At 60.8% G+C, this 21,113-nt stretch carries 28 protein-coding genes and 1 tRNA gene; 16 read left to right on the top strand and 13 right to left on the bottom strand.

The features are described from left to right. The first annotated feature begins 221 nt into the window (after positions 1 to 221). Positions 222 to 1,262, top strand: coding sequence for a cell division protein FtsZ (gene ftsZ, locus BC363_RS00215; protein ID WP_065786935.1), 1,041 nt, complete (start codon positions 222 to 224; stop codon positions 1,260 to 1,262). A gap of 409 nt (positions 1,263 to 1,671) precedes the next feature. Here the strand turns inward: ftsZ and BC363_RS00210 are convergent, their stop codons facing one another. Next, on the bottom strand, positions 1,672 to 2,919 hold the full coding sequence (locus tag BC363_RS00210) for a lipase family protein (RefSeq protein WP_065786936.1): 1,248 nt from the start codon (positions 2,917 to 2,919) through the stop codon (positions 1,672 to 1,674). 410 nt (positions 2,920 to 3,329) lie between these two features. Here BC363_RS00210 and greA point away from each other — a divergent pair, with 410 nt between their 5' ends. The 5 genes from greA to BC363_RS00185 all read left to right on the top strand — a co-directional run bounded on the left by greA (position 3,330) and on the right by BC363_RS00185 (position 7,739). Next, positions 3,330 to 3,812 (top strand): transcription elongation factor GreA, encoded by a 483-nt coding sequence (gene greA / locus BC363_RS00205; RefSeq protein WP_065786937.1) that lies wholly within the window; start codon positions 3,330 to 3,332, stop codon positions 3,810 to 3,812. Positions 3,813 to 4,077: 265 nt separating this feature from the next. After that, positions 4,078 to 5,184: an endonuclease/exonuclease/phosphatase family protein gene (locus tag BC363_RS00200; protein WP_065786938.1), complete on the top strand. Its 1,107-nt coding sequence runs from the start codon at positions 4,078 to 4,080 to the stop codon at positions 5,182 to 5,184. A gap of 2 nt (positions 5,185 to 5,186) precedes the next feature. Beyond that, on the top strand, positions 5,187 to 5,921 hold the full coding sequence (locus BC363_RS00195; RefSeq protein WP_065786939.1) for an NUDIX hydrolase: 735 nt from the start codon (positions 5,187 to 5,189) through the stop codon (positions 5,919 to 5,921). A 473-nt stretch (positions 5,922 to 6,394) separates the two neighbouring features. Continuing rightward, on the top strand, positions 6,395 to 7,312 hold the full coding sequence (locus BC363_RS00190) for a PhzF family phenazine biosynthesis protein (protein WP_065786940.1): 918 nt from the start codon (positions 6,395 to 6,397) through the stop codon (positions 7,310 to 7,312). 351 nt (positions 7,313 to 7,663) lie between these two features. After that, positions 7,664 to 7,739: transfer RNA gene (locus BC363_RS00185), tRNA-Lys, on the top strand. An 86-nt stretch (positions 7,740 to 7,825) separates the two neighbouring features. Here the strand turns inward: BC363_RS00185 and BC363_RS00180 are convergent. Beyond that, entirely contained in the window at positions 7,826 to 8,158 is a 333-nt protein-coding gene (locus BC363_RS00180; protein WP_065786941.1) for a hypothetical protein, read from the bottom strand. Between the two features lie 197 nt (positions 8,159 to 8,355). Between BC363_RS00180 and BC363_RS00175 the strand changes: the two genes are divergently transcribed. Further along, positions 8,356 to 8,652, top strand: a complete 297-nt coding sequence (locus tag BC363_RS00175) for a hypothetical protein (RefSeq protein ID WP_065786942.1) — start codon at positions 8,356 to 8,358, stop codon at positions 8,650 to 8,652. A gap of 322 nt (positions 8,653 to 8,974) precedes the next feature. Further along, positions 8,975 to 9,271 carry a hypothetical protein gene (locus tag BC363_RS00170; RefSeq protein ID WP_065786943.1) on the top strand — a complete coding sequence of 99 codons (297 nt, stop codon included), beginning with the start codon at positions 8,975 to 8,977 and terminating at the stop codon, positions 9,269 to 9,271. 91 nt (positions 9,272 to 9,362) lie between these two features. Here the strand turns inward: BC363_RS00170 and BC363_RS00165 are convergent, their stop codons facing one another. Further along, positions 9,363 to 9,722: a hypothetical protein gene (locus tag BC363_RS00165; RefSeq protein ID WP_139109867.1), complete on the bottom strand. Its 360-nt coding sequence runs from the start codon at positions 9,720 to 9,722 to the stop codon at positions 9,363 to 9,365. A 238-nt stretch (positions 9,723 to 9,960) separates the two neighbouring features. Here BC363_RS00165 and BC363_RS00160 point away from each other — a divergent pair, with 238 nt between their 5' ends. From BC363_RS00160 to BC363_RS00150, 4 genes are all read left to right on the top strand, one after another. Further along, positions 9,961 to 10,281, top strand: a complete 321-nt coding sequence (locus BC363_RS00160) for a hypothetical protein (protein WP_065786945.1) — start codon at positions 9,961 to 9,963, stop codon at positions 10,279 to 10,281. Between the two features lie 96 nt (positions 10,282 to 10,377). Further along, entirely contained in the window at positions 10,378 to 10,608 is a 231-nt protein-coding gene (locus tag BC363_RS36185; RefSeq protein ID WP_083222371.1) for a BA14K family protein, read from the top strand. Positions 10,609 to 10,666: 58 nt separating this feature from the next. Further along, the gene (locus tag BC363_RS00155; RefSeq protein ID WP_348272186.1) at positions 10,667 to 11,209 is read left to right on the top strand and encodes a DUF6596 domain-containing protein; all 543 of its coding nucleotides are present in this window, start codon (positions 10,667 to 10,669) and stop codon (positions 11,207 to 11,209) included. 94 nt (positions 11,210 to 11,303) lie between these two features. Further along, complete coding sequence (locus BC363_RS00150; RefSeq protein WP_065786947.1) at positions 11,304 to 11,666, top strand: SPW repeat protein; 363 nt, start codon at positions 11,304 to 11,306, stop codon at positions 11,664 to 11,666. Positions 11,667 to 12,208: 542 nt separating this feature from the next. Here the strand turns inward: BC363_RS00150 and BC363_RS00145 are convergent. Then, complete coding sequence (locus BC363_RS00145; protein WP_065786948.1) at positions 12,209 to 12,871, bottom strand: hypothetical protein; 663 nt, start codon at positions 12,869 to 12,871, stop codon at positions 12,209 to 12,211. Positions 12,872 to 13,273: 402 nt separating this feature from the next. On the opposite strand from BC363_RS00145, the gene BC363_RS00140 reads away from it, so the two are divergent. Together BC363_RS00140 and BC363_RS00135 are read left to right on the top strand one after the other, a co-directional pair. Continuing rightward, complete coding sequence (locus BC363_RS00140) at positions 13,274 to 13,711, top strand: cytochrome c (protein WP_065786949.1); 438 nt, start codon at positions 13,274 to 13,276, stop codon at positions 13,709 to 13,711. Positions 13,712 to 13,839: 128 nt separating this feature from the next. Beyond that, positions 13,840 to 14,241, top strand: a complete 402-nt coding sequence (locus BC363_RS00135; protein WP_065786950.1) for a hypothetical protein — start codon at positions 13,840 to 13,842, stop codon at positions 14,239 to 14,241. A gap of 353 nt (positions 14,242 to 14,594) precedes the next feature. On the opposite strand, the gene BC363_RS00130 is transcribed toward BC363_RS00135, so the two are convergent. The 8 genes from BC363_RS00130 to BC363_RS00095 form a co-directional block, all read right to left on the bottom strand. After that, the gene (locus BC363_RS00130; protein WP_065786951.1) at positions 14,595 to 15,083 is read right to left on the bottom strand and encodes a hypothetical protein; all 489 of its coding nucleotides are present in this window, start codon (positions 15,081 to 15,083) and stop codon (positions 14,595 to 14,597) included. A gap of 276 nt (positions 15,084 to 15,359) precedes the next feature. Beyond that, a complete protein-coding gene (locus tag BC363_RS00125; protein ID WP_065786952.1) occupies positions 15,360 to 15,764 on the bottom strand; it encodes a hypothetical protein in 405 nt (134 codons plus the stop codon). A 111-nt stretch (positions 15,765 to 15,875) separates the two neighbouring features. Next, complete coding sequence (locus BC363_RS00120; protein WP_065786953.1) at positions 15,876 to 16,496, bottom strand: C39 family peptidase; 621 nt, start codon at positions 16,494 to 16,496, stop codon at positions 15,876 to 15,878. A gap of 21 nt (positions 16,497 to 16,517) precedes the next feature. Beyond that, positions 16,518 to 16,937 carry a GNAT family N-acetyltransferase gene (locus tag BC363_RS00115; protein WP_065786954.1) on the bottom strand — a complete coding sequence of 140 codons (420 nt, stop codon included), beginning with the start codon at positions 16,935 to 16,937 and terminating at the stop codon, positions 16,518 to 16,520. A 59-nt stretch (positions 16,938 to 16,996) separates the two neighbouring features. Further along, complete coding sequence (locus BC363_RS00110) at positions 16,997 to 17,743, bottom strand: hypothetical protein (RefSeq protein WP_141690190.1); 747 nt, start codon at positions 17,741 to 17,743, stop codon at positions 16,997 to 16,999. Continuing rightward, entirely contained in the window at positions 17,740 to 18,216 is a 477-nt protein-coding gene (locus tag BC363_RS00105) for a type II toxin-antitoxin system antitoxin SocA domain-containing protein (RefSeq protein ID WP_065786956.1), read from the bottom strand. The genes BC363_RS00110 and BC363_RS00105 overlap by 4 nt, the downstream gene beginning before the upstream one ends. A gap of 73 nt (positions 18,217 to 18,289) precedes the next feature. Then, a complete protein-coding gene (locus BC363_RS00100) occupies positions 18,290 to 18,541 on the bottom strand; it encodes a hypothetical protein (RefSeq protein ID WP_065786957.1) in 252 nt (83 codons plus the stop codon). Further along, positions 18,541 to 18,978, bottom strand: a complete 438-nt coding sequence (locus BC363_RS00095; protein ID WP_065786958.1) for a hypothetical protein — start codon at positions 18,976 to 18,978, stop codon at positions 18,541 to 18,543. Before BC363_RS00095 ends, BC363_RS00100 begins: the two co-directional genes overlap by 1 nt. A 252-nt stretch (positions 18,979 to 19,230) precedes the next feature. Here BC363_RS00095 and BC363_RS00090 point away from each other — a divergent pair, with 252 nt between their 5' ends. Next, a complete protein-coding gene (locus BC363_RS00090) occupies positions 19,231 to 19,479 on the top strand; it encodes a hypothetical protein (protein ID WP_065786959.1) in 249 nt (82 codons plus the stop codon). Between the two features lie 567 nt (positions 19,480 to 20,046). Here BC363_RS00090 and BC363_RS00085 read toward each other — a convergent pair. Then, on the bottom strand, positions 20,047 to 20,736 hold the full coding sequence (locus BC363_RS00085; protein WP_065786960.1) for a S24 family peptidase: 690 nt from the start codon (positions 20,734 to 20,736) through the stop codon (positions 20,047 to 20,049). A gap of 175 nt (positions 20,737 to 20,911) precedes the next feature. Here BC363_RS00085 and BC363_RS34995 point away from each other — a divergent pair, with 175 nt between their 5' ends. Continuing rightward, complete coding sequence (locus BC363_RS34995; protein ID WP_161491349.1) at positions 20,912 to 21,082, top strand: hypothetical protein; 171 nt, start codon at positions 20,912 to 20,914, stop codon at positions 21,080 to 21,082. The last annotated feature ends 31 nt before the right edge of the window (positions 21,083 to 21,113 follow it).

The following is a 21,113-nucleotide window of genomic DNA, read 5'->3' as shown; positions in this document are numbered from 1 at the left end:
TTCACAGCAAGTCATTGATCCAACTTTCTATTTCGCCTTTTAGATCAAGCCGATCAAATGGGTGAAATCCTGCCCGAACGGCAGGTCACAATTCATGTGTGGAAAGTGCCCCTAGCCTTTTCTCTTGCCTTCTCCGTGGCTTTTTTCAATTCCTAAAATAACAGCTGCCCGATTCGCCCCGATCCGTTGTTTTGGCGGCGTTCGCCCTAGGAGACAAAGCCATGAACGATTTCAAGAAGCCGACGATCACCGAAATGCGCCCGAAGATCACCGTCATCGGTGTCGGCGGCGGTGGTGGCAACGCCATCAACAACATGATCGCCGAAGGGCTTCAGGGTGTCGATTTCATCGTGGCCAACACCGATGCCCAGGCGCTGGCGATGTCGAAGGCATCGCGGCTGATCCAGCTCGGCGCGCAGGTAACCGAGGGGCTGGGTGCCGGTTCTCTGCCGGAAGTCGGGCGGGCGGCCGCGGAAGAATCGATCGACGAGATCATGGATCACCTCGGCGGCACGCATATGTGTTTCGTCACCGCCGGCATGGGCGGCGGCACCGGCACCGGTGCGGCCCCGGTGATTGCGGCAGCAGCCCGCAAGGCCGGTATCCTGACGGTCGGCGTCGTCACCAAGCCGTTCAGCTTTGAAGGCAAGCGCCGCATGCAGATGGCCGAAGAGGGCGTCGAGCGCCTGCGCGAGGCCGCCGACACCGTCATCGTCATCCCCAACCAGAACCTCTTCCGCATCGCCGACGCCAAGACCACGTTTGCCGATGCCTTCGTGATCGCCGACCGCGTGCTCTATTCGGGCGTCGGCTGCATCACCGACCTGATCGTCAAGGAAGGCCTGATCAACCTCGACTTCGCCGACGTGAAGTCGGTGATGAAGGGCATGGGCCGGGCGATGATGGGCACCGGCGAGGCGACCGGCGAAGGCCGTGCGCTGATGGCGGCGGAAGCGGCGATCGCCAACCCGCTGCTCGACGAAGTGTCGATGCGCGGCGCCAAGGGCGTGCTGATCTCGATTTCCGGCGGCATGGACATGACGCTGTTCGAAGTCGACGAAGCGGCGACCCGCATCCGCGAGGAAGTCTACGACGAGGCCGACATCGTCGTCGGCTCGATCTTCGACCGCACGCTCGACGGCACCTTCCGCGTCTCGGTGGTGGCGACCGGCCTCGACGGCCAGCGTGGGGCGGCAGACCCGGCGGGCGCTGCGGCAACCGCCGGCCAGCCCGGCCAGGCGCCGACGCGCACGCTGCAATAGTCCGAGACCCGCCTCGGGCGAAAGCACCGAGGGCCGGGCGACGCTGCAGGAACCAGAGCGCCATGCGTTCATCGGAACGCATGGCGCTCTTTGTTTTTGCTGCCCTTCATCCGACCTGCCGGCCACCCTCTCCCCGCAGGCGGGGAGAGGGTCAGGGTGAGCGGCCAGGCCAGGCCTGGGCGTGTATCAACCGTCTGGTGCGATGCGCCTTGCGAAGGCGTTTATCTCAGCCCATGGCGCGGGGCACCGTGGGCTGATGATAAACCTCCAGGTTATGGTTTTCGAGACGTCGCTCGCGTAACCGGCCCCGACGCATTGCTGCTGCGCGCGATCGACGCGGCCTTCGGCTGCCCGTTCGGCGGCCCCGCGCGCCCATCTTTTCCCGGGCACGTACCGGCGAGCAAAGGTGCTACTTCAGCGCCGAACAGCTATCGACGGGCTTTTTTCCTTCAAATCGTTCGCCAAACCACGCGGGCAGGGCTGCGGCTGCGACTGGCACGATGTTTTCATGGTCCAGGCCGGCGCTCTTGCGGTAGTCCACCGCGGTCGATTGCGCGCAAATATCCTGCGCGACCTTGAGGGTCAGGCTCTCCGGTACGGCGTCATCCTTGTCGCCCTGGAAGAAGACGAATGGCACGTTCTTGACCGGAAGAAACTTGTCGTTTTCTTCGAGACGGACGCGCCAGGGCTTGCCCGGTGCGAGACCTTCCTGGTTGGCAAACAGGGTCGTTGGATGGCCCCCGGTCGCGGCGGCGATGTCCCAACAGCCAGCGCTCATTTTCTCGAGCATTTCGAGGCCATCGACGGAGACCACGTCGCGCAGCTTCAGTTCGGGGTGGCCGACATTCAGACCGGCCATGCGAGAGATGTAATATCCACCCGTTGTCGTCGTCGTCAGGTCATATTCGGTAAGGTCCCAATGGCGGGAGGCAGGCGCGATTGCGCCGACGCCGAGAAGCTCGAGCTCCGGTGCGTATTCCTCCTGGATATGCGCAACCCACAGCGACGTCTGACCGCCTTGCGACCAGCCATAGGCGGTGAAGCGCTTGTCGGCATTTGCGCCCGGAAATTTCAGTGCAACGCGGGCGGCATCGAGGGAAGCGTGCGCCTGTGCCGAACCATTGAGGTAGGCTGTGGCACCTGGGGTGCCGAGACCCTGGTAGTCGCTCCCGACGACGACATAGCCGCGAGCCAGGAGGTCCTTGAGCGCAGGGATGCGCGGCCCATAAGCGCTGACAAGATTGCGGCGTGACGGTGCGCAACTGTCCTGCGTCCCCGCGGTTTCATGATTCCACAGGACAAGTGGCCGAGGCCCGTTGCCGGCCTGGTTCGGAACGTAGATCTCTCCCGAAACATAGGTGAGTGCGCCATCCGCGCCCTCTGTCACATAGATGATGTTCCATCCCCTCGACCCTTCCGGAGCATCCTGTCGTTGCTGCACCCAGTAGATGTCGCCGCGCTTGGCATCGGCCGGAACCTCCGGCGGAACGTCATCCCAGAAGGTCGAGCCTTGCGGTCCGTCCTTCAGATTGGGGTCAAGGCTTTGCGCCGCTGCGCCGTTGAAACCCCCGAGCGACGACGCAAGCAGCAGGCTGGCCGCGAAAGTCTTGCCCGGCCACGCTGAGGCCGGCAATTTTTTCCGAAGAAAATTGATCATTTGTATTCCTCCCAAGGATACGTTCCGAAGAACCGCGTAGGGTCATCGGGACGCGACGGAGAAATGTTCTCTTTTTATTGCCCTTGAGGACAAATCGGATTTTGGGTCGGACACATAAGGACACGGTTATCTATTGTTCCACACCACCTGCACCTGCGGTGCTGCTTCCGGGTCTTTGCCGACTGGCTGGAGGGCGGATGCGGCCGCTGAGTGCTGCGTGACACGTGGGCCTCTAAGGCTGAGCTGATTTGATCGTCAGTGACCATTGGTCGTATAGTGTTGATCGACGTCTGCCGGCGACAGGTCGGTATTGCCGGTTCGTCCATCGTCGTCCTATGCACGGTCCCGACAAACGAGGGGGCTGTGACCCCACGCGCGGGGCGCGCATCGCGCCGATACGGAGATTGAGATTGAGCGTTGCCTTCACCAAGGAAGAAAGTGCCGAAACCGCGGCGGAAACCCTGCTGCCCGACCGCCCGGTTTCGCCCCATCCGAACCTTGTCACCGAAGCGGGCCTGAAGGCTCTGGAGCAGCAGGCCGCCCAAGCGCGCGAGGCCTATGATGCGACCAGCACGATCGAGGACGTGAACGAGCGCCGGCGGCAGGCGGCCGGTCCCTTGCGCGACCTGCGCTATCTTGCCGAACGCCTGCACACCGCCCAGTTCGTCGCCGCCCCGACCTCGACCGACACCGTCGCCTTCGGCAGCACCGTCACCTTCAGCCGCGACGACGGCCGGGTGCAGACCTATCGCATCGTCGGCGAGGACGAGGCCGACCCGAAGGCCGGCTCGATTTCCTATGTTTCGCCTGTGGCACGGATCCTGATGGGCAAGGCTGTTGGCGATGTCGTTGGTGTCGGCGATCAGGAACTCGAGATCACCGCCATCTCCTGACACAGTCTTTACTGCATAATTCCTTAAATCGGATCCGATTTAAGGACAAAATCATGCAGCAAGTTTAAAGCGTTACAGCGTCCTTTGCGCGTCATATTTGACGCGCGGCGCTGTAACAGCGTTCGTTGAGATCTTTCTGTCCTGTTGGGCAGGGTCCGGCGTGAGTTTGCAGCAGCGGCGTCTCGCGCGCCTCCCACCAAATCACCCTCGACATTTGCGCTTCAATGCCTAAGCTCCACCGCACTTGATGCCATGGAATTGCTTGATGTCCCTTCGACTTGCCACCTTCAATATTGAAAATCTCATGAGCCGCTTCGACTTTTCCGGCTTCCGCAATCAGCTCAAGCAGGACCGGGTGCTGAGACTCTTCGATGTGAAGACGGAGGCCGAGTATCAGCGGCTGGAGGAGGCGCGCACGATCGCGCATACGGACGATACGCGGCAGATGTCGGCGCTTGCGATTGCCGATTGCGACGCGGATATCCTTTGCCTGCAGGAGGCCGACAACATGGCGTCGCTGCAGGCCTTCGAATACAACTATCTCTTCCGCATGGTCGGTAACGGCTATCGCCAGAAATACCTGATCGAGGGCAATGATTCGCGCGGGATCGACGTGGCGGTGCTGATGCGCGAGGAAACGCTCGACGGCCAGCCGATCGAATGCCTCGAGGTCAAGAGCCATGCGGGGCTGACCTATGCGGATCTGGATATCTTCAACGACGCGCTGGCTTCCACCAACCGGCCGAACGACCGGATCTTCAAGCGCGATTGCCTGGAGCTGGATTTAAGGATCGGCGGGCGGCCGCTGACGCTCTATGTCGTGCATTTCAAATCCATGGGGCCGGCGCGCGACGGGCTCGACGGGCGCCAGGCGACGATGCCGGTGCGCGTGGCGGAGGCCAAGGCCGTGCGCCACATCATCGAAAGCCGTTTCGGACGCGGGCACACCGCCGACAAGATGTTCGCGATCTGCGGCGACATGAACGACTACCAGGAAAAGGTCGATGTTCTCGGCGACCGGCGCAACGGCTACGAGTTCGTGCCGCGCGAGGAGCAGGAAAGCGCGCTCGACGTGCTGACCGCGGACGGCTTCGTCGAAAACCCGATGCTGCGCCGGCCGGTGCTCGACCGCTGGACGCTGTTTCACAGCCGCGGGCCGCAGGAGCGGCACCTCTGCCAGCTCGACTATATCTGGCTGTCGCCGGCACTGGCGCAGCGCAATGCGAGCCAGGTTCCGGAAATCATCCGCGGCGGCCAGCCCTTCCGCACGATCTTTCCGCCGGGGCAGGAGGTGGAGCGCTATCCGCGCACCGGCTGGGACCGGCCGAAGGCATCGGACCATTGCCCCGTGGCAATCACGCTGGACGTGTGACGATGGACGCTCTCGAAAGCAACCTTGCCCATTGGCCCGAGGAAGGCGTGATCCTGCCGATCTCCGGCGTCGATATCCGGGTCAAGGACGGCCCGCATCCCTTCCATCTTGATCAGGTGGATCAGGCGCAGGCGAACTGGCAGGCGGAGATCGCCGCCAACCCTCATCTCTTCGACGGGCAGATGGTGTTGCAGCGGGCGCTTCGGATCGAAAACGGCCGGGTGGTCGGCGAGGGGCATGTGGTGCCCTATTCGACCTTTCTGTGGTGGCGCAAGACCCGCGCGAACGCCGCCTTCCACCTGTTCGCCATGCCGGTGATCCTGTCATCCGACGGTGCCCTGATCCTGGTGCGCATGGGCTCGCACACGGCCAATCCGGCCCGGGTCTACAGCCCGTCGGGCTCGCTGGAGCCGGACGACGTGATAAACGGCCGCTGCGACATCGCGGGCAATATCCGCCGCGAGGCGCTGGAGGAAACCGGCATCGACCTCGACGCGGCGGCGGCCGAGCCGGGCTATCACGTGCTGCATATGGAGCGCGCTGTGACCGTGTTCCGGCTCTACCGCGTGGCGGAAACGGCCGAAGCGCTGGTTGCCGGGGTGGCGGCACATATCGCCGCCGATCCGGAGCCCGAGATCGACGAGGCGATCGCGATCTGGGGGCCAGACCCCGGGGCGCACAACTATCCGCCCTTCATAGCGCCGATCCTCACCTGGCTGTTTGACGGAAAGCGGTGAACCCTTGGGTCATCGAGGGTTGAACGGGGGAGCGTTGCCCCGTCAGATGTCCGTCGGGCCGAAAGACCGGGTGAGCCAATTGCGCGTGATCTCCCGGTCGAGGCCCGTCCGTTCCCGGCCATGGCCGGTCTGGAGCATGTGCGGCTCGACGCATGCGCCGGCTGCCTGAAACTGCGCTGCCAGCCTATACCAACCTGCGCTGGTATTAGACCAACACCAAATCGGTCGGGTGGTCGAGCCTTGCCGGCTGTAGTGATCACTTTCCCGGCACCGGCAGGGGGCGTGCTCGCACAATTACGGCTCCGAGGTGTGATTGGAAGCCCATGGCGGCAGCGTCTTCGGCTGGTTTTCGCCCGGTGCCGAGCGGGGTTCCCGACAGCGGTGAGCCCGGTGCGTGGCGGCGTTTTTACGCTTGCCGCCCGGGCGACGACATTGCAAGTTCGTGGCCGAACTATATTCGCAAGGGGAAATAAATGCCGCTCAGCTACGCGATCTACGATGTCTTCACGCAGAACCGGCTGGAGGGAAATCCGCTGGCCGTCGTCTTCGGCGCGGATACACTCGACGATCAGGCGATGCAGACGATCGCGCAGGAGTTCAACCTTTCGGAGACGGTGTTCATCCGCCGGCCGGGCGGGGCGGCGCATACGGCGCGGCTGCGCATTTTCACGCCGGGACGCGAGCTTCCCTTTGCCGGACATCCGACCGTCGGCGCGGCAGTGGCGATCGCCGAAGCGGCGCACGGCAAGGCGGAGGACGGCGCCGATCTCGTGCAGGTGCTGGAGGAGAAGGTAGGGCCGGTGCGCTGCGCCGTGCGCATCAAGCCGGGCGAGGCGAGCTTTGCCGAATTCGACCTGCCGCGCAAATCCACCCGGCTCGACGCTCGCTTCGACCGCCGGGCGATCGCCGACGCGCTGAGCCTCAAGACCTCGCAGATCGGCTTCGAGAATCATGTGCCGTCGTTCTGGAGCGCCGGCGTCCCCTTCGTCATGGTGCCGATGCATGATGTCTCTGCGGCGGCTACCGTCGAATTCGATCCGCAGCGCTGGGAGCAGCTGGCGCCGCTGGCCGAAGGGCGGCTTGCGTCCGCCTATCTCTATTGTCGCGGCGGCATCAACCACACGGCGCGGTTCCACACCCGCATGTTTAAGTCCGAGATGGGCATTGCCGAGGACCCGGCAACCGGTGCGGCTGCCGCCGCTCTCTCCGGCGCCATCCACCATTTCGACCAGCTGGTCGACGGCCATCACCCGTTCCTGATCGAGCAGGGGGTGGAGATGGGCCGGCCGTCCTTCATCCACCTGCATCTCGACGTGGCGGGCGGCCAGATCAACACGGCGCGCATCGGCGGCCATGCGGTGAAAATCGCGGCCGGCGAGCTGTTGCTTTAGGTCCTGACCCTAAGGCGCTGCGCAGGAGCGGAATTGCTGAGCGCACTTTGGATCCTTGCTGCCATGCGTGACTTTGTCCCGAAACCGCGGCACGCTTTCGGCCGGCACGCTTTCGCCGCCGGTGCGGCATCCCGGGCCGCGCCCTGAAACGACCACGTGTTGTTTCAGGGACTTAAGGTGGGCGCCCGAACGAAATTGGCGCGAGGAGCGGCAGACACCTGTGGAAAAAGCCCGTTTTCGGCGCCGCCAAAATTTTTTCCAAAGAATTTTACAAAGGACGCTAGACAAGCCGAACGAACGCCTTTATACGCCCCTCCAGACCGCAGCGACAAACACCGAAGCGGTCCGGATGGGTGATTAGCTCAGTTGGTAGAGCAGCTGACTCTTAATCAGCGGGTCCACGGTTCGAGCCCGTGATCACCCACCAAAACTTCCTTAAGCCGCTGATTCATTTACAATTTTCTGTTCTGCAAAACGTTGCCGGTTTCCAACGGATTGGAAACGGTTTCCAATTCACATTCCATTCCTGTTCCGGAAGCCAGCCGGCTTGATCTCGCTCCAGCGGGCCGCCATCAGCTTCATTGCATCCTTGGCCAATGACCGCAGCGCGACCTCGCGGCCGTAGTGCTGAGCCATCTGCGCCGACATGCTGCAGATCGCCCCGACCTGGTTCTCGGTGCACCCAACTTCCAACAGATTGATCGCCGCATTTTTCCGCAGACCGTGGAAGACGATGCGCTCTTCGCGGAATCGTTTGAACAGTTCTTTCGCCATCAGCTTCTGCCATTCAGTGCGAAAACCGTCGGCCGATTTGTAGGAGAGGGCCCGGGCGCGGGCATCTGCCATCGACCTGTTTGCCGCGCCGGAACCCCTGACTTCCGGGGCAAGAGAACATCAAATTTGCCACATTGAAACCAACTGATTGGTGGAACGGTTGCAGCGATCAAGCGTTATTCATGCCAGGCAGCGCGAGCCCGCAGGCAGAGGCTGCCTGGTATCTCGTCAGGCGGGGCTGAATCCCGACCGGAGATAGGAGCAACGCCATGAGAATTTCCACGAAGATGTCATGGGTCGCATTTGTCGTCACCTTTGCCGGGGCCACGGCACCGGCTTTTGCCGACAACTACTATTACGAGCCGGCACCCGGCCGCGTCTATGTCGATCGCATGCCGACGGGCAGTGTGTATGTGGAGCCGGTGCCGATGTACGGCGCTTACGGTTTTTATCGTCCGCCGGCACGGACTTTGGGTGACGCACGCGAACGCTACACGAACGAGTACTGGGGTGGCGGCGAAGGTGATTACTACCAGGGGATCACGCCCCCGGCACCAGTTCCCTGAGCGCCCGATCGTTCAGCATGAGGAAACGAGCAGTTGCGGCTCAGCCAGCCGAGAGCCCGTGCGAGGTTTGATGTAGAGTCGCCTCGATCACATGTGCGTTGCAGTCGACGCCCAGCTGGGACGGCCGTATCGGCCTCATCGATTGCCTCGTCCTCTGCCAGCTGGCTGATGAGGGCATCCGGCTAGATTGTTCTCAATGGTCGGGCACCAGCTTAGGCGTTTTTGCAGACAAGATGCGCAGAGCCGACTAGACCAGGTTGCATGCAGGCGGAAATCCGCGTGCTCCTTGACGCTCTGGTTGAGAAATGCGATAGGCTCTTCCATGGCGAGCAATCTGAGGCTGCATTGTAATCCGACAAATCTCGAGTTGGTGCGGGAAACGAGCCCAGAGGACGCTCGCGACTGGCTCTTCCAACAGCTTGGTGGTGTCCCGCAGCACATTGTCGAACGCTTTCCCGATCCCGAAATCGTGTTCGCGCCGCTGCTCGATGCCATGACGCCGGGGGATTCGCTATGGTTCTGCAGGAGCCAAAAAAAAGGCCCGCTGTATGGCGAAGCGGGTGTCGCTTTGGTCCGCGACGGGCAACCAATTCTCTACATGCGACTGTTGAATTACTAGGCGACTACGGCCGAGGCTTGCAATGAGCCGCGGGTATCGTGACGCCTTGCAGAAAGCGCGCCGCTGATGCCGCCGGTGCTCTGCTGCGCTACTACCTATCGACAGGCGGTTCGCTCCGTTCCGCATCCTCGACGACTTTGAATGGAAACGGGTCTGGCTGGCTGTTGATTTCGCTCATCGTCAGCCGGCCATCAGCCATGACGTTCAGAAAACGTCGGCAGACATCCTCTGCCTGGGCGGTTCGCGTCGAGAGCAATGCTCCTTCAACCTTGGCGTCCAGCAATTGCGGCATCAGCAATGGCCGGCAGATCTTGACCCACTCTTGCATGGCTCCGGGGCGCTTGATGAAAGACTCGGCGGCCCTCTTGAACTCGACATCCGTTATCTGCTTCGGGGCCGTTCTTGGGGCGAAGAGGTAGAGTGCGATCATGCATAACAACCCGATGATCATGCTGGCGGCCAGTAGACGGAAGTTCATCGCATGCTCATGTGGGAGAAGTTGCTTTTTCGGGTAAATATGTCAACCGAGGCGTGTATTCAAGCGCCCGACCTACGTCTGCAACGTTCGCGATTGGCGTGGGATGCGGGCTACAGCCTGCATCAAGGGGCTGGGATGCGCGCCGCTCGGCATGTAAATCCGCACGCGAGCCATCTTGAAAATTCGCGGCGGTCGGATTACCGGATATCGCATGAAGATCGTCGCCGGAATTGCCTTCGCCGTTGCTGCCCTCTTGCTTGTTTCGTCCTGCAGCGAAACCGGCCCGTCCCGGGATGCCCGGGCCGGGGCAGAAAAGGCGCAACCGACCGGAAAAGCCAACACGAAGCCGGCCAGCGGCAAGAAGGGCAAGGCTGCAGCGGCGGCCGAGGCGCAGGCGCTGGCTGACGCGCGCAGCCCAAGACAGTGCAAGACGCCGAAGAAGCAGTGCAGCTATGGCGCGGGCCCGGCCGGCGAGCCCTGTTCCTGCTGGTCGAGCGAGGGCTCACCCGCAATGGGTGTGACCGTCAAGTAACACCGGCGCAATCCAGGAAAAGCATGGGGCGACACGGGGGCGATCGGAACCTGTCGCGCAACCGCTCAAGGCCCGTTCGACCTCTCCCAAACATCGATGACCACGTCGAGGTGCAGTGAGGCGCTCATCGGCGGCGCGATCAGCAGCCGGCAGCCCCAATATCGCGAACCCCAGCGCCGCGAACCCCGGTATCGTCCGGGCCCGAGCGACTATAGCTCGGCGCATGTCGACTGGTGCCTGTCGTGCTGTCGCACCTACCGGCCCTATGACAACACCTACGTTCCGAGGGCCGGCGTGAGAGCGCAGTGCATGTCGCCTTATTATTGACCGTGGGCCATCAAACGGTCTGTCCGACCCCGCCTGCCGTTTCCGGCCGGTGGGGTAAATCGAGGGGTGCCTCGCGCTCGTGCTGATCACCCATGCGCGCAGCCTGGCGCGCGTCGGCGGCGATGGTGTCACCGTGCCGCTTGCCCAACAGGACCAGATGAAATGGGACCGGGGGCAGATCGATGAGGGGCTTGGGCTGATCGATACCGCCATGCAGCGGCGCGCACCCGGGCCCTATCAGATCAAGGCCGCCATTGCCGCCTGCTACGTTCAGGGCGAAACGTCCGACTGGGCGCAGATCGTCTTGCTCTACGACAGCCTGCTGCGGCTGGAGCCGACGCCCGTCGTCCGGCTCAACCGGGCGGTGGCGCTTTGCGAGGCCGGGTGGCTGGAACCGGCGATGCGCTCGCTCGACGCGCTCGCCGGCGAGCTTCGGGACTACCAGCCCTACCACGCGGCACGGGCGGAACTGCTGTCGCGGATGGGGCAGGCCGAGGAAGCGGCCAGGGCCTATGCCATTGCCATCGCTCTCGCCAATTCGCCAGCCGATGCCGCCTTCCTGCGGCAGCGGGCAGAACGTCCTTTGCGAACAGCCACTTGAAGTTTCTACTTGCAACAACCATTTCGAATCCAGGGCGTGCAACTGCGCGCTGGCAGTAACGCCTTGGTGAAACTTCATTCGTGGAGGTTGTCAAATGGCGTACAATTTCATGGAAGGCAAAAGAGGGCAGGATTGGTGCAATCTTGCGCTGGCAGTGTGCCTTTTCCTTTCTCCCTGGGTGATCGGGTATAGCATGGAAACCGTTCCGGCTTGGAATGCCTGGATGGTTGGGCTTGCGCTTGGTGTGCTGGCCTACGCTACTCTCTCGGTCTTCGCAGAGTGGGAGGAGTGGGCCAATCTGGCGCTTGGGGCATGGCTGGTCGTGTCGCCCTGGGTGCTCGGCTATACGGCCAATATGAGCGTGATGTGGACGCATGCCGTCCTCGGGCTGCTCGTGGCCGCCGTGTCGGCCTGGGCGGTCTGGGCGCATCGCCACGATCCGCATGCGCATGCGTGAAAGAGCATCGTCAGGTAATCCATGGTGGCCCCAACGGGGCGCAAGCCGAAGGGTCCATCATGGATGAATGACGGGTTTGATCGAAGGGTGCTCAAGAGACTGATGGCACTTGCTTTCAGTTGAACTGATCGTTGTGTTCTCATGACTGCGTATCCGGGCTCCATATCTGGTCGGCCCTACTGCATGTTTTTGTCCTTAAATCGTCTCCGATTTAAGGACAAAAACATGCAGCGATTCAAAGTGCTACAGCGACCTTTGCGCGTCTGATAAGACGCGCGGCGCTGTAGGGCGGAGCAATGTTTTGCAGTGCCGGTTGGCCCGTAGGGCGGTGCAGGTTGGCCCCTAGAAATGAAATCGGAAAATCGCTGGAATGATAGACAGAGGGCGAGCGACGATGCCGGCTTTGCGTTGTCGCCGCGGTTCGGCTGCCGACTGCATAATTCCTTAAATCGGAGTCGGTTCAAGGAGGAAATTATGCAGCAAGTTTAAAGCGTTACAGCGTCCTTTGCTCGTCATGTTTGACGCGCGGCGCCGTGCCGGGTTTATGGGCAGCAGCCGAGGCGTTCGCTGGCGAGCCTGTAGATCGTGTCGGGAAGCTCGAAGACCTGTTGCGCGGTCTGCAACGCGGACCAGACGACGCTCCGGAAGTTTTCCGCGAACAGGGCGAGGAATGTCCCGATCGGTCCTTCCGCCAGCGGGCCGCGGATGCCGGCATGGCCGAGCGCCTCGTCGAGATGCTGCGACTGCTCGGCCGACATCTGCAGCACCTCGCCGGGCGTCAGGTCTTCAGGGTTGGGCATGCCGACACAGGCGAGCACGGTGGAAATCAGCAGTTTGCAGGCCTGCTTGCAGGCGCGGCAGGGCAGCGCGTCGGCGCCGCCGACGAAGGCGCCGCCAATGCGGGCGATGACGGCGCGGAACCGGCTGCCGGCCCGGGCGCGGATCTCCAGAAAAGCATCATAGGCGCGGCGGGCGGGGGGCATGACATAGAGCCGCACGCGATCGCCGAAGCCTTGGGCCAGGTTTTCGACATCCGGCCCACGCAGCGTGAAGATGACGTCGCCGGCCAGGATCTCCAGAAGCAGAACGATATGGGAATCCTCGTCGTCGAAAAGAATGCGCTCGTCGATTTCGACCCTGCCTTCGCCAGCGAATTCCCGCACCTCTATCGTTGGCTCACGAATTTCGGTTCGTTGCAGAAACATTGCCGCCCCCAGGGTCGCAACCGGTGGGCGCATGGTACAGTGAGCAGCGGAATCGCGACATTAGCCTTATCTGAGTATTGCTGCGATGCGCTGACTAAGCCGGCGGAGTGACGCAAGGGCAAGAGACATTTCTGCACTGCCCCGCGAGGTAGATCGCGTCCCCGGGAATGCCACGCGAGCGGGAGCTTTTGCCGAGCTTCGACTTTCCGTATTTCGGCGGCGACGGCGGGCATCGCCACGGATCATCGCGGCGGGTGACCAGTCCAGCCCACACAGCTCCGAGGGCGTTTCCTTTTGGCAATCACGGCTGAACTATTTGAAGTCGACACGAAAGCGTGAGTTGGGGTTGGATTCTTTGCGTGTATTTTAGTTGTCGCTTAACCGCAACAAGAGGGTTTGCTCATGAGAACGCTCATTCTTGCCATCGCCGCACTCGCGCTTACGGGCTCCACCGCCTTCGCTGACCCAATTGCAGACCGCAAGGCTATCATGAAGGAGCGCGGTAAACTGGTCGGCACCATCGCGCCCATGGTCAAGGGAGAAAAGCCGTTTGACGCCGCCGTTGCCATGGCCGCACTCCAAGGCCTTAGCGAGAATGCACAGAAATTCGACGCGGACGTCTTGTTTCCAGCAGGTAGTGAAACTGGAGACACGGCCGCCTTGCCGGCAATTTGGCAAGACATGCCCGCGTTCAAAGCGGCCGCCGAGAAACTCCGAGTGGATACGGCCGCTGCCGTAGCTGCCAATCCGCAGGATCTCGACGCATTGAAGACTCAGTTCAATGCGGTAACCACGAATTGCGGCGCCTGCCACGAGAAATTCCGAATGAAGAAAGAGTAGCAGCTACAAGCATACGAGCCTGCTCAAGTCGTCTTGGTCGAGGATGATGTCATGTAGGCTGTCGGCATCGTGGGCGCGGTCGGCGAATTTTCTGTCGCCTCCGTCAGCGAGATGATACGGACGCGCCCATGAACCAGACCTTATCTGCCGATCGCGCCTGCGGCACCTGCACGCTCTGTTGTCGGCTGCCGGATATCGATGCGTTGGCAAAACCGGCCAACGAATGGTGTGAGAATTGCGCCGAGGGACAGGGCTGCCGGATCTATGAGCGGCGGCCGCAGCTTTGCCGGGATTTTCTCTGTCGATGGATGACGGACGAAGGGCTCGGGCGCGAATGGGATCCGGCGCGTTCGCACATGATGATCTACCGGCAAGGGCCGCAGATCACGGTGCTCGTCGATCCGGACTTTCCCGATATCTGGAAACGCGAGCCCTATGCGCAGCAGCTTTCGAACTGGGCGCACGAGCCGACGACAGCGGGGCAATATGTCATCGTCTTCGTCGGCGATGCGGTCTTCAAGGTTGACTAGAGCGTTTCAGTCCTAGACGGAGTCATGGAAGCGCTCTGTCTCTTTGTTTTTCGCATTTCCTGACGGAAAACCGCTTCGCACTTTTCCTGGAAATGCTCTGTGCCGCGGAAGAAAAAGCCCCGCGCGATGGCGGGGCAAGCAAGCACCCAAAATGGCTCAGGTGCGGGGAAGCGCAGTCCATAAAAGGAACGTACTGCGCGGTACGGTAAATACTATGCCGCCCTCGGGCTGGGGAAGGTCCGATTCGGCGATTCCGGTACGCCTGATGAAATAAATACGACAATGGACTTTGCCGGTCTGGCCGCGGGAGCCCGCACCATGGCTGCGGGCCGCCGGCTTGGGGCAGGTCGGGCCTATTCCAGCGTCGACAGTTCTTCGTCCCAGGCCTCGAGGCTGCCCAGGATCTCCCTCAGTGTCTCTCTTCCCTGCACCCAGAGGCCTTCCTCCGGGATGGGTTGGACGTCGCCACCGGCCGCCGCGATCGCGCTTCTGACCTCCTCCGGGCTTTCGCGCACATATTGGCGCTTTCCGCCGATATCGAGCGCCGAGCCGAGGCCGGGGACGTGGTGGTTGGGCGCAAGCGGCATCGGCCCCTTGGCCGCCTGTGCATTGATCCAGACCGGCGCGCCGAGGCGATGGGTGAAACGACAGAGGGACGGCAGCTCGGCCTTGACGGCGGCGGCGACCGCCGTCGCGTCCTCCTGGACGAAAAAGGTCTGGCCAGCATTGATCAGCGTGTTGCCGAGATCCTCGTCGAGGCGTGGATCCGTCTTGCGAATGCGCAGCACCTGGCTCGCGTCGAGATCCAGCGTGGTTCCACTTTTTCGCGCCAACCTGGTCATGCCAACCTCTCGAACAGACGCCTCCAGATTGCGCCAAGTTTCGGGAGGTGTCGAGTGGGCTGTGCCGGCGTGAAACGGCGCTAGTCCTTGTTTTTATTGCCGGACACGTTGAATTTACCGGCGCGCGCGTCACTCCGCAGGACCGGCAAGCAAAGATGGAGGTGGCGCGGCGCTGTAGAGCGTTTCCGGTTTAAACGGAACCGCAGAAACGCTCTATCTCTTTGTTTCCAAGCATTCCCTGAAGGAAAACCGCTTCGCGCTTTTCCTGGAAATGCTTTAGCGCGACGGCACTGCGGTCGGGCGCGAAACGGTCTCGCTGCTGCCGAAGATGATGGCCGCAAACAAGAGCACGCCGATGAAGATGATGATCGACGCGATGGCGACCACCGGCTCCAGCTGCGGGCTGCCGGTGAGCATCAGGTACAGCGACGGCACCAGCACGGCGACGCCGGCGGTGTAGACGCAGTACTGGATCATCGCCAGGCGCTTCTGCGCCTTGGCCGGGTTCAGCGCGTGATAGCCCCCGAAGATCGCCATCGTCACCCATCCCAGCAGATTTGCGTGGGCGTGGGCGCCGATCGCGCTGTGATCATGACCGATGGCCATGTGCAGGCCCATGGATATGCCGATGATCAGAAAGATGATCGCGGTCTTGAAATACAATTGTGCTAGACGCGGCATGGAGTAACTCCCCTCTGTTCCTGCCCCGCTTGATTATTAGCATTTTCGCAGATGAATGCTGCCTGCCTTTATTGGGTATTTTATCTTGGGTATTTTGGAGCGGTTGCGAGGTCAGAAGCTGACGGCGATACCGCGATTGGCGAAGAAGCGGTCGAAGGTTGCGAGCGGCACGACGACATCGGCTTGATTGGCCCGGTCATGGCCGGAAGGATTGTGAAAACGGACGCTCTGCCGCGAGGCGGCAGTCACCAGCACGAGATGGCCGCCTTTCGAAGGCGGTTCGCGCTCGGGCCAGCGTATGGCGCTGCTGACCGAGGCGATGAAGAAGCGGCGTTCGGAAAGCACCGCGGGAATGTCAGTCGTCGCGATGTTCGTAATCGTTTCGGCCGCAAGCCCGAAGCGCTCACCGACGAAGGTCACGAAGGGAGTATAGATCAGTCCCTTGATCGAGGCGTCGGCTTCGTTGACGACATAGCCGCCATAGTCGGTGCAGCCACGCGCCAGCGACAGGATCGGATGTAATTCGCCGCGTGCGGCAAGGATCATCTTCAGGCAGGCCATGCCGCAGACGTTCACCGCCCAGCGCGCATATTCCTCAATCGTCTCAGCGCCGGAATTGCGCCAAAGCGGATCGCGGTGAAGGGCTGACGCGCCCTCCGACAGAACCGCCAATGTCATCGCCGGGCTTTCCCACTGGCTGAAATACGGAACCTTGCAATCAACAATTTCCATGCTGTCTTCTCTGTGGGGGGGCTACGGGGTACGGAGACAGAACACGATCTCGGGGTCGTTTTCATCGAGGTTGTCGATGTACCCGCTTGTGCGAAAGCCAGCGGCGCTCAAAAGCATCTGCATCTGCTGATTGGACAGATTCGTTGATGCAAAGAGTTTCGGCGTCGCGCATATGGCTTTGAAATGCTGGACGAGCGCCATTCCAAGGCCCTGGCGGCGAAAATGCTCTCCGACCATGACCATTTCGATGAACCCGTTTCCGAAGAAATGGTAGGCCAGTACACCATAGGCACCGATAGACTTATCCGTTTCGGCCACATGGCAGCACCCTGCCTCAATCCAGGACCTGATATGATCCCGTCGCTCCGGATCGTCAGCCGCGATGGTATCGAGGGCGACCAAGCTGTCGTAGTCGGCGATGGTGGCGTTTCTGATTTTCATCAACGCCTGTGGCAATCTAGCCGGTCTGTTTTTGGAGTAAATTTTATGAGTGTCAGTCTTTATTTCGCGCAATCCTCATAAACGACTAATCCGAGCTCAAATATCTCTGAGATGTCGCTTGCGTGTCCCTTAGATCGCAAGCTTCGAAAACGATCGTGGTGGTCGTCTGAGATCTTGCAGAGTATAATCCCTCGTGTTTGGTCGAACACTTCTTCTTCAAGTTTCTTCTTTAGGCCATCTTTCACTGAGCAGCCAGGATTTGTGCATGATCCCGTATATTCTTCGGCAATTGATATTAATGAGGAGTATTGGCAATGCCCGAATCTCGTCGGTCTAATCTTGTAGTCGTTGTGTCGCGACGGCTGGATATTATGGTTTGGGTCGAATACTAGAATGTTGAAAACTTGATTTTCGTCGAAGAAGCCGACGACGCGGCCAAGGGCGCGCGACACGTGAAATTGATAAAACGGAAAGTCTACTTCGTTCTCAAGATAGTTTTTCGGAACCCAATCGAACTCCTGCCTTCTGACGGGGACGTTTTTTCCCTGCCAATCAATGGCATGAAAACGAAAGCTCTCACGCGCGTCATTGTCGCGCATAAACTCGTCTAGGTTCCTCTCGCAGAGCGCCGACATGCGTTGGCACAGGGAAACGAACCATCCTGCATCCAGAGATCCCAAGCCAAACAAATCTATCTGGCGCCAGAATCGCATCGAAAAGGACCAAAGCCGTTTCTCGGGCACATGTCCCGCATGCGGTCTTAGTCCTTTTTCAGGCTTGGATCCGTGCGCTAGAACAGGCTTCATTGGTCGGTAGGAAGCCTTGCGCTGTAGAATGCTTGCATAGTTCCTTCGGAGATAAGATTCTCAGACCTCGCCGAAGGCGCCACCCCGGCACGTGCCTCCAGCCAAGGAAATTCCTGGTGGGTCATTTCCTCGAGTTGATCTCCGGTGAAGTCGGCATAAACCTCTAAGACTGCATCAATATGCGCGCGTTCACTTGGTGTAAGCAGGTTCGGGTCAAATCCCGGCGCAATGTCGCTCACGCCCACTGAGGAGTACATGGATTTTGTATCTCGGTACCTGTCGTATAAGTCTCGACTGACAGGGCCATGAACCCAGGCTTGGAACCGGCCAGAAAAGAATGGGCCGCGACCAAAGGCGAGATTCCATGCTTGAACATAGTACATCAGCTTGTGAAGCTTTAACACATTCACAAACGCTCCGCCGTCGCGAAGCTTTACAACAATGTAGTCTGAAACATAGTTCAATAGGGGCACGGTGTTAGGTTCCCGCACTAGATGGCGCACAATGATTTACACGCAAGAATCATATCATGTTGACATTTTGCTTTCAACGCGTTACAGGCCTCGCTGCCTTGGCCTGTAACGCGAAGACTTGTTCCGGATTGTTGTCTTTGTGCCTCGTAGTTGCGGCGGCAAGGGCGGCGCGCTTGCGGGCGGCCATCTCGTTGAAAGGGGCAAGGCCCATGCGCTCGATATAGGCAGCGATGGCTGCCTCCACACCCTTGTCGTTGCCGGTATCCGTTTGCCAGAAGGCCTCCATGGCGGCAAACAGCGCTGACTTGTCGAGCGCGATATCCATCAGGGCCGGGCTCCGAACTGCTGGCGGTGATTGAGCGTGCCGTGGCCGGGCTGGCCGAAGGGGCGGGCCTGCTCGAAACCGCCATGCGGGGCCTCGAAATCCGCGCACCAGCGTTCCCAGGCTTGAGACGTGCGCACGAAGGCGGGCAGCAGGTGTTCGTCATCCGGCGTGCGATCGAAATCGTCGAGCCAGGCGTCGGCGACGGTCTCGGAAATATCTTCGCCGTGCAGCGCGTCGAGGTCGAAGCGGATGAGTTTTGTGGTGTGCTCGCCGTCATGGGTCTTCAGCCAATCGGCGGCAGTGGCGAAGATGGTGCCGAAGCAATCGCTTTCTTCGATGAAATGGCCGCGCCCAAGCGTGGTGACCGCGAGGATGATCTCGCGGCTCTGGATGAAAGGGGCTGCAAACGTGGCTTTCCGTGCCGGTGTCACTGTCATGCCTTCTCCCTGGCGAAGCCGACGGAGCCGGGAGCCGGCACGAGCCTCAAGACGCGTTGCCGGATCCGGCTTTCCCTGTTTTCAACTGATGACCGAATGATAGGAAAAATCCTATATAATGGTCAATAGGAAAAATATCTTCGGCAGGATTTTTCTGACTGAGCTGTCGATATCTCTTTATTTGTTCTTGTTTTGTTCGGCTGATTGAGTCAGCTTAGGCCTGCCATTGCAGATGGCAGAGAGGAGCATGACATGGTCACATACTTCGTCGTTCAGAGCTTCACGCGGGGGAATAGGGGCGCCTTGCTCGCCGATATCCCAGTGCAGGCGACAGGGGCCGACCACGCGCTCAGGCTGGCCGAAAGGCTGGCATCGACCAAGGTGGGCGTTGTCGCATTCAGCCGGGCAGGGGATCTGTCGACCGGCGAATTCGAGGATGCGACCATCCTTTTCATCGGCGGCGACCTGCCGTCTGACGTGCAGGACGTCATGGCCGCATAGATGTGTGCGGCAACGCAGTGAGGTAAATCTGTGCGTCGGTGTCGTGTCGTGTCGCATCGCCGGTGTTGTCAGGTCGTGCGCGACGAGGCGGTATTGGCATGGGGTGCGCCGTCAGTGGCTCGGCGCAATACCAGCCTGCGCTGTTGTAAGGGGTGCTCGAGCTTCGTGCTCGTCCGCGCGCTCTGTAGCGCCGTCGCCTAAAGCGCGTCGCGACCTCTAGGATTCGCTTACTGCGCTTTAAGCTCTTGTTCTTGCGCATGTCGTTGTCGCAAAACCGCTGCGCACTTTTGCGCGACATGCTTGAGTTATGCTGATGAAAAACCGTAGCCCGAGAGCCCGTCGGTTCTCGGGCTTATTGTTTGGTGCGCGCATACCTGGAATGGCGCGCGGCCAATCGACGGGATCTGCTGCACCTTGCTGCCGGTCACGCTGACATTGGCAGCTTTCGCTGCCTGATCGGTGCCTGACGTAGGGTCAGGCATTGCGTCGACGCGATAAATATTTGTTTTTCAAATGGTTATGGTGTTGCTCTGCGGTGCTGCCACTGAGCTGTGATGCCAGGCGGCGTCAGCGGGCGCTGTATTTGCCGACGACCCGATGGCAGAACGACCATTCCACCCGGCTCTCGGTGAATTCCAGGTAGGGATTGTACTGCTTCAGCGTCCATTCCCGGTCGTTGAACGAAACGAGGCGCTTGATGATCGCCTCGGCATCGTTGGCGGGCGGCACGTGATAGAGCACGACGTCCTTGTCGCGGGCGGGCGGCAGGTGCGGATGCACCAGGGCCATGTCGCCGGGCTCATAGGCCGGGATCATCGAGGTGCCGGTGAGGTAAATGCCATAGGCGCCCTTGACGCCTTCGAGCACCGAGGGGCGCTTGACGTATTCAACGGCATCGAAGGTGACGATCACATGGCCGTCGCCGCCCTGGGCGGCGACGAAGATCGGCAGATCGCGATGGCCGACGAGCTGCTCGCCGGGAACGATCTGCGGATTGAAGCCGGTGGGGCTGCGGGGTTGGCTGGCCTCGCCCGCGTCCGGCGTCGCGCTGATCAGGTCGGTGATCGTGCGGACGTCGCGCTCACGCAGTTCGCGCGGGCTCTCGCGCTCGACGAACTGTTGGATATAGGCGTGGTTTTTCCCGATCGCGATAGACAGATCCTTGTAGGTCGTCTTCTTCGCGTCGACTGCTTCCCGGATAAGGTGCCGCAATTGATCCATCGGAATGGCATCCCAGATTTCGTTTCCTGCGTCCAATAGGATTTTTCCTCTTGATAAAGCGACGGGATCCTATTATTGATAGGATATGAACGGAAACAAGCAGTCAATCGCTTCTTACGGGACCGGGTTTTCCGGATGCCGCTCCGACCCGGAGCGGGCCGGCCATGGACGAGGCGTTCGCGCCGGTGTGGCGAGACAGGAGGAAATACTGATGTTCGGCCCGACTGTCGTCATTGCCCTTGCCGGTGGTTTGCCGCCGCCGGCTGAAGGCGAGGAGGGGGACGCTCCCTCGTTCACCCCTTGGGTGAAGGGGCGAGGGGCCAAGGAATTGTGGGGCGTTCGCTTCGTCGGCAACGACGGGCGAGGCCATAGACGAGACTGATCGTCGCCCTGCTGCCTGGTTGCCCGATCGG

This window comes from Ensifer sp. LC384 (genome assembly GCF_001695865.1).
In the GTDB taxonomy this organism is placed as follows: Bacteria; Pseudomonadota; Alphaproteobacteria; order Rhizobiales; family Rhizobiaceae; genus Ensifer.
This window is presented reverse-complemented; position numbering and strand designations above follow the sequence as displayed.